Below are 15,642 nucleotides of genomic sequence, written 5' to 3'. Positions count from 1 at the left end.
GATTTTTCAGTGGAATTCTAAAATTTGTATATTACTTATTCTTACGTTCTTAACTTTTATCCCAAACCATTATTGTTGTTACAGATGGTTGTTTTGGGAATAAAATGGATAGTAAATCGTTACTTTTAAAAAAAAACCAAATTATAAATGAGCGAATTTGAAATTAAGAAATCAGGCGTCGAATATGATGCTATCATTGTAGGATCAGGTGCCGGGGGAGGTATGACCGGATATGTACTTGCCAATGCAGGTTTGAAAGTGTTAATGTTAGAAGCTGGTTCTTATTTTGATCCGCGAGTTGATTCTGCGCAATTAAAATGGCCATGGGAATCTCCTAGAAGAGGTGCAGGTACTACCAGACATTTTGGTGATTTTGATGCCGCTTATGGCGGATGGGAACTAGAAGGAGAACCTTATACTCAGAAAAATAATTCGGAGTTTTCTTGGTTCCGTTCCAGAATGCTTGGTGGAAGAACAAATCACTGGGGGCGTATCTCTTTGAGAATGGGACCAGATGATTTTAAACCTAAAGATGGACTTACAGATCCCTGGCCTGTTACTTACCAGGAGCTAAAACCTTTTTACGATAAGGTAGATAGGATGATTGGTCTTTATGGTACTGTAGAAGGCATTGAAAGTGAACCCGATGGTATATTTATGACTCCTCCAAAGCCAAGGCTTAATGAGTTGTTCATAAAAAAAGCTGCACAAAAGGTAGGAGTACGTGTTATTCCGGGAAGAGGCTCTGTGCTTACCGAAGGATTAAAAGATAACAAAGATCGCGGACAATGCTTTTATTGCGGTCAGTGCGGTAGATCATGCAAAGTTTATGCTGATTTTTCATCTTCTTCCTGCCTGGTTATTCCGGCAGTAAAGACAGGAAATCTTACTGTTATTACAAATGCCATGGTGAGAGAAGTGCTTACCGATAAAACCGGGAAAGCTACCGGCGTATCTTACGTAAATACAAAAGATATGCAGGAATATCAGGTTAATGGTAAAACCATTGTTCTTGGTGCTAGTGCATGTGAATCGGCAAGATTATTACTTAACTCTAAATCTGCTGCCCACCCTGATGGAATCGCAAATAGCAGTGGAGTAGTTGGTAAATACCTACATGATTCTACAGGAGCCAGTATGGGTGGATATTTACCTCAACTGGTAGATCGTAAACGATATAATGAAGATGGTGCAGGAAGTATACATATATACTCTCCATGGTGGCTTGATAATAAAAAACTTGATTTCCCGAGGGGATACCATATAGAATATGGTGGTGGACTTAGTATGCCAGGTTATGGATTTGGATGGGGTATAGAGGGCCAAAATGGAACTATACCTGGTAAAGATGGAAAAAAGAAAGAAGCTGGTGGGTATGGGGCTGGTTTGAAAGATGATTACAGACGTTTCTACGGTACAGGTGTTTGGATGGCGGGTAGGGGAACTGCTATAGCCAGAGAGAGCAACTATTGCGAAATAGATCCTAACGTAGTAGATAAATACGGGATTCCGGTTCTTAGATTCAATTATAAATGGGCACCGGAAGAAGTAAAACAAGCTAAGCATATGCAAGAAACCTTTAAGGAGATTATGCATGCAATGGGGGCTGTTGCTTCTGAGCCTCCTGGTGCTGATACGAATTACGGATTAGAAGCTCCAGGTAAGATTATACACGAAGTTGGTACAGTAAGAATGGGTGATGATCCTAAAAAATCTGCGCTAAACAGATGGTGTCAGGCGCATGACTGTAAAAACTTATTTGTAGTAGATGCTGCCCCTTTCGTACAGCAAGGTGATAAAAATGCTACCTGGACAATTCTTGCGCTTTCTATGCGTACTGCAGAATACATTTTAGAACAAAAGAAAAATTTAAACATTAGCTGATCTCAAATCTATATATATGAACAGACGTGATTCGTTAAAAGCTTTGGGCCTTACTGCAATTAGTGCAGGTGTGGTGCTTGAAGCTTGCAAACCAGGAAAAGAACCGGAAGTTGCAGCCGCAGGTACTGATGGCGAAGGCCATCCCGGCAGACAGGAATTTGAAGTAGAACGTGATAAGAAATTAAACTCATGGAAGTTCTTTACGGAACATGAAATGGCCACAATAACACTATTAGCGGATATTATTATTCCTAAGGATGACAAATCAGGAAGCGCTTCGGATGCTAAAGTCCCTGATTTCATAGAATTTATTGTTAAAGACATGCCGGGACATCAAACTCCAATGCGTGGGGGATTAAAGTGGCTTGATATGCAATGCTTAACCCGTTATCAGAAAACGTTTAAAGAAGCATCATCCGCTCAACAAATTGAGATGGTTGATGATATTGCTTATCCTGAAAAAGTAAAACCAGGAATGCAGCAAGGGGTATCTTTCTTTAGTTTGATGCGTAATCTGACCGCCTCGGGATTCTTTACAACCGAGATCGGTGTTAAAGACCTCGGTTATGTAGGTAATGTGCCTAACCGTTGGGAAGGCGTGCCTGCAGATGTATTGAAACAATACGGTATGGAAGGAGTATAGTTATTTGGGTTCCAATCCAGTACTGATTCCAATTCTGTTCCATGCATTAATAATAATTATGGCCATGATTATCTGCGCAAGATAACCATGGTCAAAAAGTGCTGCTGCATTATTGTAAGTTTCGTTAGATACCTTGTTACTAATTAAGGTTACTTCTTCAGTAAGGGCTAATAATGCACGTTCTTGCTCATCAAAAAATGGAGTGTCTCTCCATGCATTAAGTGCATAAATTCTTTGTTCTGTTTCACCCGCTTTGCGTGCATCGCGGGTGTGCATGTCTATACAGTAAGCACATCCGTTAATTTGGGATGCCCTTATTTTGATAAGATCTTTGTGTTTAGTTGTAAGACTGCTGTGTTCTACATAACTGTCAAACGCTAACATAGCTTTGTATGCAGCAGGTTCTGCCTCATTAATTTTAATTCTATTGCTCATAACTATTTGTTTTTGTTATCACAAAGTTGAGCAATAAGACGCTTCCAAAAAATGAACCGCGGTTAAGAAAAATTTAGTCCTTTTTAGCTCGTAAGCGACTTAAAAATTGAGGGGTAAAGCCCAGGTAAGAAGCCAGCATGTATTGTGGTACACGTTGCATGAAGTCTGGAAATAGTTTTGAGAAATGTCTATAACGCTCTTCTTCAGTTTGGTTGAAAATGTATCCTATTCTGCGTTGGGAGGCAACAAATGCTTTTTGCATCATGATCCTGAAGTAACTTTCCAATCTCGGTATTTTTTCAAATAAGATAGCTTTATTCTGTTCACTAAGAAGCAAAAGTTCAGAAGCTTCTATAGCTTGAATATTAGTTGTAGATGGATGTCTATTAAGCAGGCTGTCCTGATCTGCTATCCACCAATTTTCCAGACCAAAGTTTATAATCTGCTCGGTCAGTTTCTTATTTATATAGAACTGCCTTAAACATCCTTTGAGGATGAAATAATCGCCTTTGCATAATTTTCCGGTTTCCAGAAGATACTCTTTCTTTTTAAGGCTTTTAAACTCCACATGGTCACATAGCAATTGCTCTTCATGCGGCTCAAGCTGTACGTATCTTCTGATGTGGGTTAAAAGTTCAGGATACATTTACTCCTCCTCTTCAAGGTAAATTTCATGCACTAAAAACTTCACTTTAGCAACTGGCTCTAAAAGTTCAGTGATGTCGTCTGACTCGATATGATATATTGTTTCGCCTGCGTCAGGAATTTCAGAATCAGGAATAAGCTCAAAAAACTTAATAGCGAGATCAGCTTCTAGCTCTACTAGTTTGATGTATTTTACCCCATTGTCTTTCCAGTCCTTCAGAATTTTATGATTGAATTGTACATAGGGATTTTCATTTTTGTTTTCCATGCCATAAAGCTAAGTACATTAAACAAAATTTCACTATTATAGTACAATGAAATCTATTCTTTCGAACCTTACTTTTCAGGTTTTAGTGGCTATTACATTAGGTATTGCAGTAGGGGCATTTTTCCCGGGTTTTGCACCACACGCCAAATTGATAAGCCAGAGTTTCATCAATATGATCAGTATGCTCATTGCTCCGATCATTTTTTTAACAATAGTATTGGGAATAGCCTATATGGGTGATATGAAGAAAGTTGGACGCGTAGGGGGGAAAGCACTTTTATATTTTGAGATAGTGACCACATTGGCTATTGTGATTGGAATGGTGGTGGCTAATTTATTAAAACCCGGTGTAGGAATACATCCGATAACCGGAGATGTGAATAAAATAAAGGCGTACACTGAGCAGGCCGGAGAAATTAACTGGTCTGAATTTTTTGCACATATTATACCTCATAATGTTTTTGAGGCTTTTACTAAAGGGGATATTTTACAGATATTGTTTTTTGCCATTTTGTTTGGTTATGGGCTAAATAAGATGGGACCAAGCGGAGACTCATTGCTTAGTTTTTTTGATAAAATGGCAAAGGTGTTTTTTAACATTATGAAAGTAGTGATGCGTCTTGCTCCGGTAGGTGCCTTTGGTGGGATGGCATTTAGTGTAGGTACTTATGGATTACATACCTTATTGCCCATGGCGAAATTAATGGGAGCGGTTTACCTTACCTGTTTCTTGTTCATTTTTGTAGTATTAAATGCTATCTGCAGATACTATAAGTTTAGCTTATGGCAGTACCTTAAATATATTCGTCAGGAAATCTTAATTGTTTTGGGCACCTCGTCTTCTGAATCGGTATTGCCTAGTATGATGCAAAAAATGGAAGCTATTGGTTGTAATAAATCTGTGGTTGGTTTAGTTATTCCTACTGGCTACTCCTTTAATCTCGATGGAACAGCAATTTATCTTTCTATGGCGGTGATATTCTTGTGCCAGGTTTTTAGTGTAGATCTTTCTATTGGGCAACAGCTAAGTGTGCTGGCTGTTTTGATGGTTACATCAAAAGGAGCCGCAGGAGTTACAGGTAGCGGGTTTATTGTGTTGGTTTCTACTTTAACGGCTTTGAAATTAATGCCTGTTGAGCATATTGCCATTTTGTTAGGGGTGGATAGGTTTATGTCGGAGGCTAGAGCTATAACCAATATGATTGGAAATGGTATTGCCGCTATTGTGATTGCCAAAAGCGAGAATGAGTTCGATGAAGAAAAATATCAGCGGGCAATTCAACCTGCAGCTATTGAAAAGGCAGAGGAATTAGATATTTAATTTTTTATTGTATTTTGCCTCCAACTAAAATAAACCACACACACAATTATGAAAAGAACCACTTTTATTGCCCTAATTTCCTGCTCTATTTTTGCAGGTTGCGGAGGAATTAAACAAAACTCAAATCAATCTGATGATAAAAAAGGCTGGGTTTCATTGTTTAATGGTAAAGATATTAATGACTGGTTTGTAAAAGTGCACCATCATGAAGTTGGCGAAAATTTTGGAAATACTTTTAGGGTTGAAGATGGTATAATTAAAGTTAGATACGATCAGTACGGCGATTTTAATGATCAATTTGCACACCTTTATTATAAAACACCATTCTCTTATTATCATCTGAAATTTGAATATCGTTTTGTAGGAAAACTGCAGAAAGGTGCTCCGGAATATACTTTGCTAAACAGTGGGGTAATGTTTCATTCTCAGGACCCAAGAACAATGCTAAAAGAACAGGACTGGCCAATTTCAGTAGAGATGCAGCTTTTAGCTGGATTAGGTGATGGAAATCCAAGACCAACCGGTAATATGTGTTCGCCTGGAACCAATGTGGTTTATAAAGGAAAGATAGCTGATTCGCACTGCTTAAATTCTACATCAAAAACATATGATGGTGATCAATGGGTACGAGGAGAGTTGATCGTGCTTGGTGATTCTTTAATCACTCATGTTATTAATGGCGATACTGTACTGCAATATTCTAAACCTCAGATTGGCGGTGGCGTAGCAAACGGTTACGATCCTAAAATTAAAATAGACGGCAAGTTGTTAAGTAGTGGTTTTATCGCTCTGCAAAGCGAAGGTCAGCCAGTTGATTTTAAGAATATTGAAATAAAAGATTTGTCTCGTTTAAAGAGAACTGCCAAAAAATAGAGGGAGTTATTCCTCTTCAACTATTACAGAAATATCTTTATCTAGCTTTACGGTATGCAGCACTTTTGTCTTTTCGCTGTATACCACAAGCTTGTTTTCATCTAAATACTGTACTAGTCTGTAAGCTTCAGATTTTTGGATATATCTCCATTGGGTGTAAAATTGCTCCTGTGCTAATTTCTCCTGCGGTAAAAAAGTGATGGCAACTTCAATGTCAGAAATACTTTCAATAAAGAAACGTTCGCTGGTGCGTAATACTTTTTGCGCTTTATCATTGTTTTTAAAATCCTCAATAGTTATTTCCCTTATTGCTGATGACGATTTGGTTGGGTTCCTGTCAATCACATCAACAATAAGGTTATTTACCTCATTTTTCGTTTTCAGGTATTTTCCATTTCCTGTTTGCAATACTTTAAAATAGATTTTAAGTGGTTTCATTTTGTGTTATTTGCGGTAAGGTTAATCTTATCTCTACAAATAAATGAGTATTTAAGCTTAGTTTGAAACAATAATGAATTAATATATCTTTAATTTATGAACAAGAGCAGATTAGAAGCATTTAGTGATGGAGTTTTGGCTATCATCATTACCATTATGGTTTTGGAATTAAAAGTTCCTCATGGCAGTTCCTTGTCGGCATTAAAGCCACTAATCCCAGTATTTATGAGCTACCTGCTGAGCTTTGTCTATGTTGGTATTTATTGGAATAATCATCATCATATGATGCAAATGGTTAAAAAGGTTAATGGAAAAGTATTATGGGCTAATCTGCATTTGCTTTTTTGGCTCTCTCTGTTTCCTTTTGCTACCGCATGGATGGGCGAGAACCATTATGATACCTGGCCGGTTGTAATGTATGGTTGCGTAATGCTCATGGCAGCCACGGCTTATTTTATTTTGGAAAGTACATTGAAAAAGTTACATGGCCCGGATTCCGAATTTGCCGATACATTTGGAACAAGTCTAAAGGATACTGTTTCTTGTTTATTGTATGTTATTGCAATTGGAGGCAGTTTTATTAGTTCCTGGATAGGTATTGTATGTTATATTTTAGTTGCGATAATCTGGTTTATACCAGAAAGACGGGTAGAAAAAAAGATAGCCTGATATTTTTTTTCAATTGTTTTCATGAATGCTCCGCAGTTTTATCTAAGTTTGCACAAAAAAATAAAGATACATGAGTGTTTTAGTAAATAAGGATTCAAAAGTTATTGTTCAAGGCTTTACAGGAAATGAGGGTACTTATCATGCTTCTCAAATGATTGAGTACGGAACGAACGTTGTTGGCGGTGTTACACCAGGTAAAGGTGGCCAGACTCATTTAGATAAACCAGTATTTAATACTGTAAAGGATGCGGTTGATAAGGCCGGTGCTAATGTATCTATTATATTTGTTCCTCCTGCATTTGCTGCAGATGCTATCATGGAAGCTGCGGAAGCAGGAATTAAAGTTATTGTTTGTATTACTGAGGGTATCCCTACTAAGGATATGATTCAGGTTAAAGAATATATTTCTGACAGAGATTGCCGTTTAATCGGCCCTAACTGTCCAGGTGTTATCACTGCTGATGAAGCTAAAATTGGTATCATGCCAGGTTTCATCTTCAAAAAAGGTACTGTTGGTGTAGTTTCTAAATCTGGTACTTTAACTTATGAAGCTGTTGATCAGGTAGTAAAAGCAGGTTTAGGTATTACTACTGCAATCGGTATCGGTGGTGATCCAATCATTGGTACTACTACCAAAGAAGCAGTTGAATTGTTGATGAACGATCCGGAAACTGAAGGTATCATCATGATTGGTGAAATTGGTGGTGGTATGGAAGCTGAAGCTGCTCGTTGGATTAAAGAAAATGGCACAAAGCCAGTTGTTGGCTTCATCGCTGGTCAAACTGCTCCTGCTGGACGTAGAATGGGACATGCTGGTGCTATTGTTGGCGGTGCCGATGATACTGCTGCTGCTAAAATGAAAATCATGGCAGAGTGCGGTATTCATGTTGTAGCGAGCCCTGCTGAAATTGGCGAAGCTATGGCTGCCTTGTTAAAGAAATAATAAAGATCTTCTTGTATAATGCAAAGGCTCTGGTGATTTCATTCATCGGAGCTTTTTTTTAGAACTGACATTATTATTACTTCTATTATGAAACCGGAGGAAACTTTAGTCCGTATCTTGTATTAAATAATGATAACGCAAATGAAAGCTTTAATCAATAAAACATTTATGTTAGCTGGCTTGTTAGTGATAACTAGTTTTGTAGCCTGCGCTCAAAAGCCAAAAAAAGAAGAAGTAAAAAAAACAACCAACAATATGGAGTGGAATAAACTAACTAAAGAGGAAGAGGATGTGATTGTACGCAAGGGTACTGAATATCCTGGAACTGGAGCGTTGTTGAATAACAAGGAAAAAGGAACCTATATCTGTAAACGATGTAATGCACCGTTGTACCGTTCAGAGTCGAAATTTGAATCGCATTGCGGATGGCCGAGCTTTGATGACGAAATTAAAGGAGCGGTGCTAAGAATTCCTGATGCAGATGGGCAACGTACAGAAATTGTTTGTGCCAATTGTAAAGCACATTTAGGTCATGTGTTTTTGGGCGAAGGCTTCACATCTAAAAATACACGTAACTGTGTGAACTCAATTTCTATGAGTTTTGTGCCCGATAAGAAATAAAATCTTTTGGAATGACATAAGTATAATGCCCGATGATAACTTGTCGGGCATTACTTGTTTATAAGTAATTAGTTTACTTATGTTTGCACGTTCACCAACTATAGTAAATATGAAGTATTGTTTATTGTTATGCGGTATGCTAATTTCTTCCTTGGGTTTTTCTCAAAGAATTACTGACGGAGCAACTTCAGATTCTGCTCCCGAAACAATAGCAGAATCGTCATCCAATCTATCTTCTAAATTAATCTCTAAAACCGTTTACGGAACATATTACGCAAAGAAGTTTGAAGGACGAAGGACTACAAGCGGTGTAAGATATCGGGGTAAAAAAATGACTGCGGCCCACATGTCCTTACCATTCGGGACAATCGTAACGGTTACTAATCCGGCAAATGGAAAATCTGTAGATGTGGAAATAAATGACAGAGGTCCGCACTCTAGAAAATTTAAAATAGATCTCTCTTCGGGAGCAGCAAAAGAGCTTGGGTTTTATGGAAAAGGGGTTGCTAAACTTGAAATTAGCTATCTGCCAGAAACCGAGTAACTTTTAAACTTTAGGGGGTATAAAGTCAGCTTTTTTAAATTATTAACATTCAAAAGTTTTTACTACCCCCTAAAAAAGAAATAATTAGCTTTTTTACTGGTTGATTATGACGGAATTCTGATCTTTTAAACAACGATATCTAACAGCGTGTTAACAACTTTGTTCTGTTAAAAAGACCTCATACTTTATATTTGTTTAAGTAAAATTCTTTAATAAATCACACTTAGGTTTTCAGTTAAGGGTTTAGTATTTAGTTGGTTAAGGTTGTCATAGAGTTTCAAGGCTTTTAAAATCTTTAAATTAAGTATGGTTTCGCCGACTGTTAGTGTTTATTAAGAGGGTTTTTATTGTTCAAATCATTCACTACGTTAAACAAAGGCTTATGCAAGAAGAAGAAATATTATTAAAAGAAAACAAAGATCGTTTTGTTCTTTTACCGATTAAATATCCGGCAATTTGGGAAATGTACAAAAAGAGTGAAGCTAGTTTTTGGACTGCAGAAGAAATTGACCTTTCAGACGATCAGAAACATTGGGATAACCTAAATGATGGCGAAAGACATTTTATTTCTCATATCCTGGCCTTCTTCTCTGCAAGTGATGGTATTGTAAATGAAAACCTGGCAGTGAATTTTATGAGTGAGGTTCAGTTGCCTGAAGCACGTTGTTTCTACGGTTTCCAGATCATGATGGAGAACATCCACTCTGAAACCTATGCATTGCTAATTGATACTTATATTAAGGATCCTGACGAAAAGGATAGATTGTTCCACGCAATAGACACGGTTCCTTGCGTTAAGAAAAAAGCGGAGTGGGCACTACGTTGGATAGAAGGTGGTAATTTTGCTGAGCGTTTGGTAGCTTTTGCAGCTGTTGAAGGTATTTTCTTTAGCGGTAGTTTCTGCTCTATATTCTGGTTAAAAAAACGCGGTTTAATGCCGGGATTAACTTTCAGTAATGAACTGATCTCAAGAGATGAAGGATCACATTGCGAGTTTGCCTGCTTGTTGTACAGCATGCTTAAAAATAGGCTTAGCGAAGAGCAAGTTCATGGTATCATTAAAGATGCTGTAGAAATTGAAAAAGAATTTATTACAGATGCTCTTCCAGTAGCACTGATAGGAATGAATGCAAAACTAATGTCGCAATATATTGAGTTTGTTGCCGACAGATGGGTACAGGAACTTGGTTATACTAAGATCTATAATGCAACCAATCCATTTGATTTTATGGAGATGATATCACTACAAGGTAAAACCAATTTCTTCGAAAAAAGAGTTGGTGATTATCAAAAGAGTGGTGTATTAACCTCTACCGAGGATAAAGCTGCGGCTTTCTCTTTAGATGATGATTTTTAATACTTATCGGGTTAGGCGATAAGGAATATAAATAAATAATTAATTAGGTGCCTATGCTGGGTTTGCTCATCACAAGCTCAATATGCACCATAAATACCTGAAAAATATGTTTGTACTAAAAAGAGATGGCCGCAAAGAAGCGGTAAGGTTTGACAAAATAACTGCCCGTATTGAAAAGTTATGCTATGGTTTTAATGCTGAACTTGTAGATCCGATAGATGTAGCCAAGAAGGTGATTGAAGGTTTATATGATGGGGTTACAACTTCTGAATTGGATAACCTTGCAGCTGAAACCGCAGCCTCTTTAACTACCAAACATCCAGATTACGCGCTACTTGCTTCACGTATTGCAGTATCTAACCTTCATAAGAATACAACTAAATCTTTCTCCAAAACTATGGAGATGTTGTATAATTATATTGACTCTAAAACAGGTAAATCAGCCTCTCTTATAGCTGATGACGTTTGGGAAGTAATTAAAGAAAATGCTGACACACTTGACAGCACAATTATATACGATAGAGATTTTGGGTTTGATTATTTCGGTTTCAAAACTCTTGAGAAATCTTATTTATTAAAAGTTGACGGACAAATCGTTGAGCGTCCTCAGCATTTATTTATGCGTGTGTCTGTTGGTATCCATAAAGGTGATATCGAAAGCGCAATCGCGACTTATAATTTGATGAGTGAGCGTTGGTTTACCCATGCTACACCTACGTTATTTAATGCCGCTACTCCTAAACCTCAAATGTCGTCATGTTTCTTGTTAACCATGCAGGATGATAGCATTGAAGGTATTTACGATACATTAAAACAAACTGCCAAAATCTCTCAAAGTGCAGGCGGTATTGGTTTAAGTATCCATAACATTCGTGCTACAGGTTCTTATATTGGTGGTACTAATGGAACAAGTAATGGTATTGTACCAATGCTTAAGGTATTTAATGATACCGCACGTTACGTAGATCAAGGTGGAGGTAAGCGTAAAGGTGCCTTTGCAATTTATTTAGAGCCTTGGCATGCTGATGTATTGAGTTTCTTAGACTTGCGTAAAAACCATGGTAAAGAAGAATTGCGTGCACGTGATTTGTTCTATGCGCTTTGGGTTTGCGACTTATTTATGAGACGTGTAGAAGAAAACGGAGATTGGAGCTTATTCTGTCCGCATGAAGCACCAGGCTTAGCTGATTGCTTTGGCGCAGAGTTCGACGCTTTATATGAGCGTTACGAACAAGAAGGAAGAGCACGTAAAACCATCAAAGCTCAGGAATTGTGGTTTGCTATCCTTGATTCGCAAATTGAAACCGGAACTCCTTACTTGTTGTATAAAGATGCTGCAAATAGCAAATCTAATCAACAAAACTTGGGTACCATCAAGAGCTCTAACCTTTGTACAGAGATTATTGAATATACCTCTAAGGATGAGGTTGCAGTTTGTAACCTTGCATCTTTAGCTTTACCTAGATATGTAATCAACGGTGAATTTGATCACCAAAAATTATATGATGTTACTTATCAGGCTACTTTAAACCTGAATAAAATCATCGATTATAACTACTATCCTGTAGAAGAGGCTAAAAACTCTAATATGCGCCACAGACCAATTGGTTTAGGTGTACAAGGTTTAGCTGATGCATTTATTTTAATGCGTTTACCTTTCGAAAGTGAAGGTGCACGTGAATTGAACAAAGAAATCTTTGAGACAATTTACTTTGCTGCAATGACTGCTTCTCATGACCTTGCGGTTAAAAATGGTCCTTACCAAACATTTAAAGGTTCTCCTTTATCAGAAGGTAAATTCCAGTTCGATCTTTGGAATGTGAAACCAGATAGCGGCAGATGGGATTGGGAAACTTTACGTGAAAAAGTAGTTAAGGATGGTGTTTACAATTCATTACTTGTTGCTCCAATGCCTACGGCTTCTACTTCACAGATTTTGGGTAACAACGAATGTTTTGAACCATATACTTCTAATATCTATACCAGAAGGGTGTTAAGTGGTGAGTTTGTGGTAGTTAATAAACACCTACTGAAAGACCTTGTTGCCTTAGGTTTATGGACACCGGCAATGAAAGACAGAATTATTTTAGCGAATGGCTCTGTTCAGGATATTGCTGAGATCCCTGATTATATCAAAGAATTATACAAAACAGTTTGGGAGATCAAAATGCGTAGCATTATTGATATGGCTGCCGACAGAGGTGCTTACATCTGCCAGTCTCAATCTCTAAACTTGTTTATTAATGCACCAAATACTTCTAAATTAACTTCAATGCATTTCTATGCTTGGAAAAAAGGATTAAAAACAGGAATGTATTATCTGCGTACTCAAGCTGCTTCACAGGCTGTTAAATTTACAGTAGAGAATCAAGCAGGTAAAAACATGGAACCGGTAATTCCAGAACATATGGATTCTGAGCAGGTAGCAGAAGAAATTGCCGACGGACCGGTTTGTTCGATGGAAGAAGGTTGCATTAGCTGTTCAGGTTAATCACCATTTAGTAATGATATATTTAAGAGCAGGTACAAAATACCTGCTCTTTTTGTTAACAAGTCAGACTCAACTCAGAGTCACCTCAGACTCTGTTAGACTATTGTCTAATAAAATTCTCTTTTCATTCTCAATATAATCTCTAATAAGATTCATCTTTAAAGGGGCCTCTACAAACCAATAACCAGCTCTAGTGTTTTAATATCCTGTTTGTCATTTTTAACAAACAACTAAGTATCATTAGTTCCTGATCTTGTATCTTTGTAGCTGATGGCTAAACACGAAATTATACCCTGCGAGCGTTGTGGAACACCAATAGAGTGTAAGGCTAACTCATACACTAAATGCCAATGCAGTGTTGTACAGCTTGATTTAAATGAGATGCAATATATTAGTGAACTGCATGACGGGTGTTTGTGTGCTAAATGCTTATTTGAACTTCAGCAAGAGTACAGAGACGCCATGGCTTCATAAAATCTATTTTTTTGGCTAACTTTGCGTCAAATTATTTGTTAACAAAGAATGGCAAAAGTACAAGTTGGGTTGGTGCAGATGAGCTGTACCAATAATAAGCAAGAAAATTTAGATAAAGCAATTTTAAAAATCAGGGAAGCAGCAGCAAAAGGTGCACAAATTGTGTGTTTGCAAGAGCTTTTTACTTCTCTATACTTTTGTGATGTTGAAGATTATGACAACTTCAATTTGGCTGAGGCTATTCCCGGTCCTTCCACAGATGCTTTACAAGTTATCGCTAAAGAGTTGGGTGTGGTAATTATTGCTTCTTTATTCGAAAAGCGTACAGCAGGCTTGTATCACAATACAACAGCTGTTTTAGATGCTGATGGAACTTATCTTGGCAAGTATCGTAAAATGCACATTCCTGATGATCCTGCTTTTTATGAGAAGTTTTACTTCACTCCGGGTGATTTAGGTTATAAGGTGTTTCAGACAAAATTTGCCAAAATCGGCATATTGATCTGCTGGGATCAGTGGTACCCTGAAGCATCACGTATTACAGCTTTGATGGGTGCTGAGATTATGTTTTATCCAACTGCTATAGGTTGGGCTACAGATCAGGATGAAGAAACAAATAAAGATCAGTATAATGCATGGCAGACCATTCAGCGTTCTCACGCTATTGCTAATGGAGTGCCTGTAGTAAGTGTAAACCGTGTTGGGCTTGAACAAGATGGAGCCATGAAATTCTGGGGTGGAAGTTTCGCAACAAATGCTCAGGGTAGATTGCTTTATTTGGGTTCACATGAAAATGAAGAAACTAAAGTAGTAGAATTAGATTTATCTGAGTCTGATTTCTTCCGTAAACATTGGCCTTTCTTAAGAGATCGTAGAATAGACTCTTATCAGCCGATCACTAAAAGATTTATTGACGAAGATTAAGATTTAGAGATGTCATCATTTAACGAAGTAATATTTAATAATAGTCCTAAAAAGACTGGATACGCTTTTCCTGCCGAATGGGTAAAACATGAGGCAACCTGGTTAAGCTGGCCGCATAAAGAGGCTTCATGGCCAGGAAAACTAGAAACTATATTTGAACCGTATTGCCGGTTTATTAAAATTGTAGCAACCGGTGAAAAGGTTAGAATTAACATTAACGATGAAGAAACTAAGGCTTTTGCTATTTCTGAATTGGAAAAGGTTGGTGCTGATTTAAGTCAGATAGAGTTTTATTTTAATCCAAGTAATGATGCCTGGTGCCGAGATCATGGCCCTGCTTTTTTGTTAAATAAGGAAACGGGAAAAAGAGCCATAGTAGACTGGGGATATAATGCATGGGGAGATAAATACCCTCCTTATGATCTTGATGATGTAATTCCAACCAAAATAGCTGAGCATTTTAACTTACCTGTTTACCATCCTGATATTGTGATGGAGGGTGGATCGGTTGAGTTTAATGGTGCAGGCACAATCCTTACAACTACAGCATGCTTATTAAATGAGAACAGAAATCCTCATTTAAATAAGGAGCAGATTGAGCAATACCTAAAAGAATTTTATGGTGCAGAGCAAGTATTGTGGTTAGGTGATGGGATAGTTGGTGATGATACTGATGGTCATATCGACGACATTACTCGTTTCGTTAACGAGGATACCGTTTTAACAGTTGTAGAGAGTAATCCTCTGGATGAAAATTATCTGCTGTTACAAGAGAATTTAGAAGCATTAAAGGCTATGCGATTATTAAACGGGAAACCTTTAAATATCGTGAAATTGCCAATGCCTTCTCCAGTGATCCACGAAGACACAAGATTGCCGGCTTCATACGCTAATTTTTACATTGCAAATGTTGCGGTAATTGTACCAACTTTTAGAGATGTAAATGATGAGAAAGCGTTGGAGATCATAAGAGGTGTTTTTCCAGATAGAGAAGTTGTAGGAATAGATTCTACAGATATTATTTGGGGATTGGGTAGTTTCCATTGCCTTAGTCAGCAGGAACCATCTATTTAATCGCTTTTATAATCGACATAAATTAATTGAATATAACC

The 15,642-nt window shown here is 37.6% G+C and carries 17 protein-coding genes; 13 read left to right on the top strand and 4 right to left on the bottom strand.

The window, feature by feature from the left end; genetic code table 11:
• The first annotated feature begins 147 nt into the window (after window positions 1–147).
• Together J1905_RS18390 and J1905_RS18385 are read left to right on the top strand one after the other, a co-directional pair.
• Entirely contained in the window at window positions 148–1,884 is a 1,737-nt protein-coding gene (locus J1905_RS18390) for a GMC family oxidoreductase (RefSeq protein WP_214228717.1), read from the top strand.
• A 16-nt stretch (window positions 1,885–1,900) separates the two neighbouring features.
• Entirely contained in the window at window positions 1,901–2,527 is a 627-nt protein-coding gene (locus J1905_RS18385) for a gluconate 2-dehydrogenase subunit 3 family protein (RefSeq protein WP_214228716.1), read from the top strand.
• Here J1905_RS18385 and J1905_RS18380 read toward each other — a convergent pair whose 3' ends face one another.
• From J1905_RS18380 to J1905_RS18370, 3 genes are all read right to left on the bottom strand, one after another.
• Entirely contained in the window at window positions 2,528–2,962 is a 435-nt protein-coding gene (locus J1905_RS18380; RefSeq protein WP_214228715.1) for a carboxymuconolactone decarboxylase family protein, read from the bottom strand.
• 73 nt (window positions 2,963–3,035) lie between these two features.
• Window positions 3,036–3,608, bottom strand: a complete 573-nt coding sequence (locus tag J1905_RS18375; protein WP_214228714.1) for a Crp/Fnr family transcriptional regulator — start codon at window positions 3,606–3,608, stop codon at window positions 3,036–3,038.
• Entirely contained in the window at window positions 3,609–3,875 is a 267-nt protein-coding gene (locus J1905_RS18370; RefSeq protein ID WP_214228713.1) for a hypothetical protein, read from the bottom strand.
• A 46-nt stretch (window positions 3,876–3,921) separates the two neighbouring features.
• On the opposite strand from J1905_RS18370, the gene dctA reads away from it, so the two are divergent.
• Complete coding sequence (dctA, locus tag J1905_RS18365; RefSeq protein ID WP_214228712.1) at window positions 3,922–5,196, top strand: C4-dicarboxylate transporter DctA; 1,275 nt, start codon at window positions 3,922–3,924, stop codon at window positions 5,194–5,196.
• A gap of 48 nt (window positions 5,197–5,244) precedes the next feature.
• Window positions 5,245–6,069, top strand: a complete 825-nt coding sequence (locus J1905_RS18360) for a 3-keto-disaccharide hydrolase (RefSeq protein ID WP_214228711.1) — start codon at window positions 5,245–5,247, stop codon at window positions 6,067–6,069.
• A 6-nt stretch (window positions 6,070–6,075) separates the two neighbouring features.
• Here the strand turns inward: J1905_RS18360 and J1905_RS18355 are convergent, their stop codons facing one another.
• Window positions 6,076–6,507: a hypothetical protein gene (locus J1905_RS18355; protein WP_214228710.1), complete on the bottom strand. Its 432-nt coding sequence runs from the start codon at window positions 6,505–6,507 to the stop codon at window positions 6,076–6,078.
• A 96-nt stretch (window positions 6,508–6,603) separates the two neighbouring features.
• Between J1905_RS18355 and J1905_RS18350 the strand changes: the two genes are divergently transcribed.
• From J1905_RS18350 to J1905_RS18310, 9 genes are all read left to right on the top strand, one after another.
• Window positions 6,604–7,176, top strand: coding sequence for a TMEM175 family protein (locus J1905_RS18350; RefSeq protein WP_214228709.1), 573 nt, complete (start codon window positions 6,604–6,606; stop codon window positions 7,174–7,176).
• Window positions 7,177–7,246: 70 nt separating this feature from the next.
• Entirely contained in the window at window positions 7,247–8,119 is an 873-nt protein-coding gene (sucD, locus tag J1905_RS18345; RefSeq protein WP_048907383.1) for a succinate--CoA ligase subunit alpha, read from the top strand.
• Between the two features lie 141 nt (window positions 8,120–8,260).
• The gene (locus tag J1905_RS18340; protein WP_173091052.1) at window positions 8,261–8,740 is read left to right on the top strand and encodes a methionine-R-sulfoxide reductase; all 480 of its coding nucleotides are present in this window, start codon (window positions 8,261–8,263) and stop codon (window positions 8,738–8,740) included.
• A gap of 136 nt (window positions 8,741–8,876) precedes the next feature.
• On the top strand, window positions 8,877–9,284 hold the full coding sequence (locus J1905_RS18335; RefSeq protein ID WP_214228708.1) for a septal ring lytic transglycosylase RlpA family protein: 408 nt from the start codon (window positions 8,877–8,879) through the stop codon (window positions 9,282–9,284).
• A 382-nt stretch (window positions 9,285–9,666) separates the two neighbouring features.
• Entirely contained in the window at window positions 9,667–10,641 is a 975-nt protein-coding gene (locus J1905_RS18330; RefSeq protein WP_214228707.1) for a ribonucleoside-diphosphate reductase small subunit, read from the top strand.
• Between the two features lie 106 nt (window positions 10,642–10,747).
• Window positions 10,748–13,132, top strand: a complete 2,385-nt coding sequence (locus tag J1905_RS18325; protein ID WP_214228706.1) for a ribonucleoside-diphosphate reductase subunit alpha — start codon at window positions 10,748–10,750, stop codon at window positions 13,130–13,132.
• 270 nt (window positions 13,133–13,402) lie between these two features.
• Complete coding sequence (locus J1905_RS18320) at window positions 13,403–13,606, top strand: cysteine-rich CWC family protein (protein ID WP_173091048.1); 204 nt, start codon at window positions 13,403–13,405, stop codon at window positions 13,604–13,606.
• Between the two features lie 48 nt (window positions 13,607–13,654).
• Window positions 13,655–14,530: a carbon-nitrogen hydrolase gene (locus tag J1905_RS18315; RefSeq protein ID WP_214228705.1), complete on the top strand. Its 876-nt coding sequence runs from the start codon at window positions 13,655–13,657 to the stop codon at window positions 14,528–14,530.
• A 9-nt stretch (window positions 14,531–14,539) separates the two neighbouring features.
• Complete coding sequence (locus J1905_RS18310) at window positions 14,540–15,604, top strand: agmatine deiminase family protein (RefSeq protein ID WP_214228704.1); 1,065 nt, start codon at window positions 14,540–14,542, stop codon at window positions 15,602–15,604.
• The last annotated feature ends 38 nt before the right edge of the window (window positions 15,605–15,642 follow it).

The organism is Pedobacter sp. B4-66 (assembly GCF_018492665.1).
In the GTDB taxonomy this organism is placed as follows: Bacteria; Bacteroidota; Bacteroidia; order Sphingobacteriales; family Sphingobacteriaceae; genus Pedobacter.
Note: the sequence above shows the minus strand (reverse complement) of the source record. Positions and strands in the feature narration are given on the sequence as shown.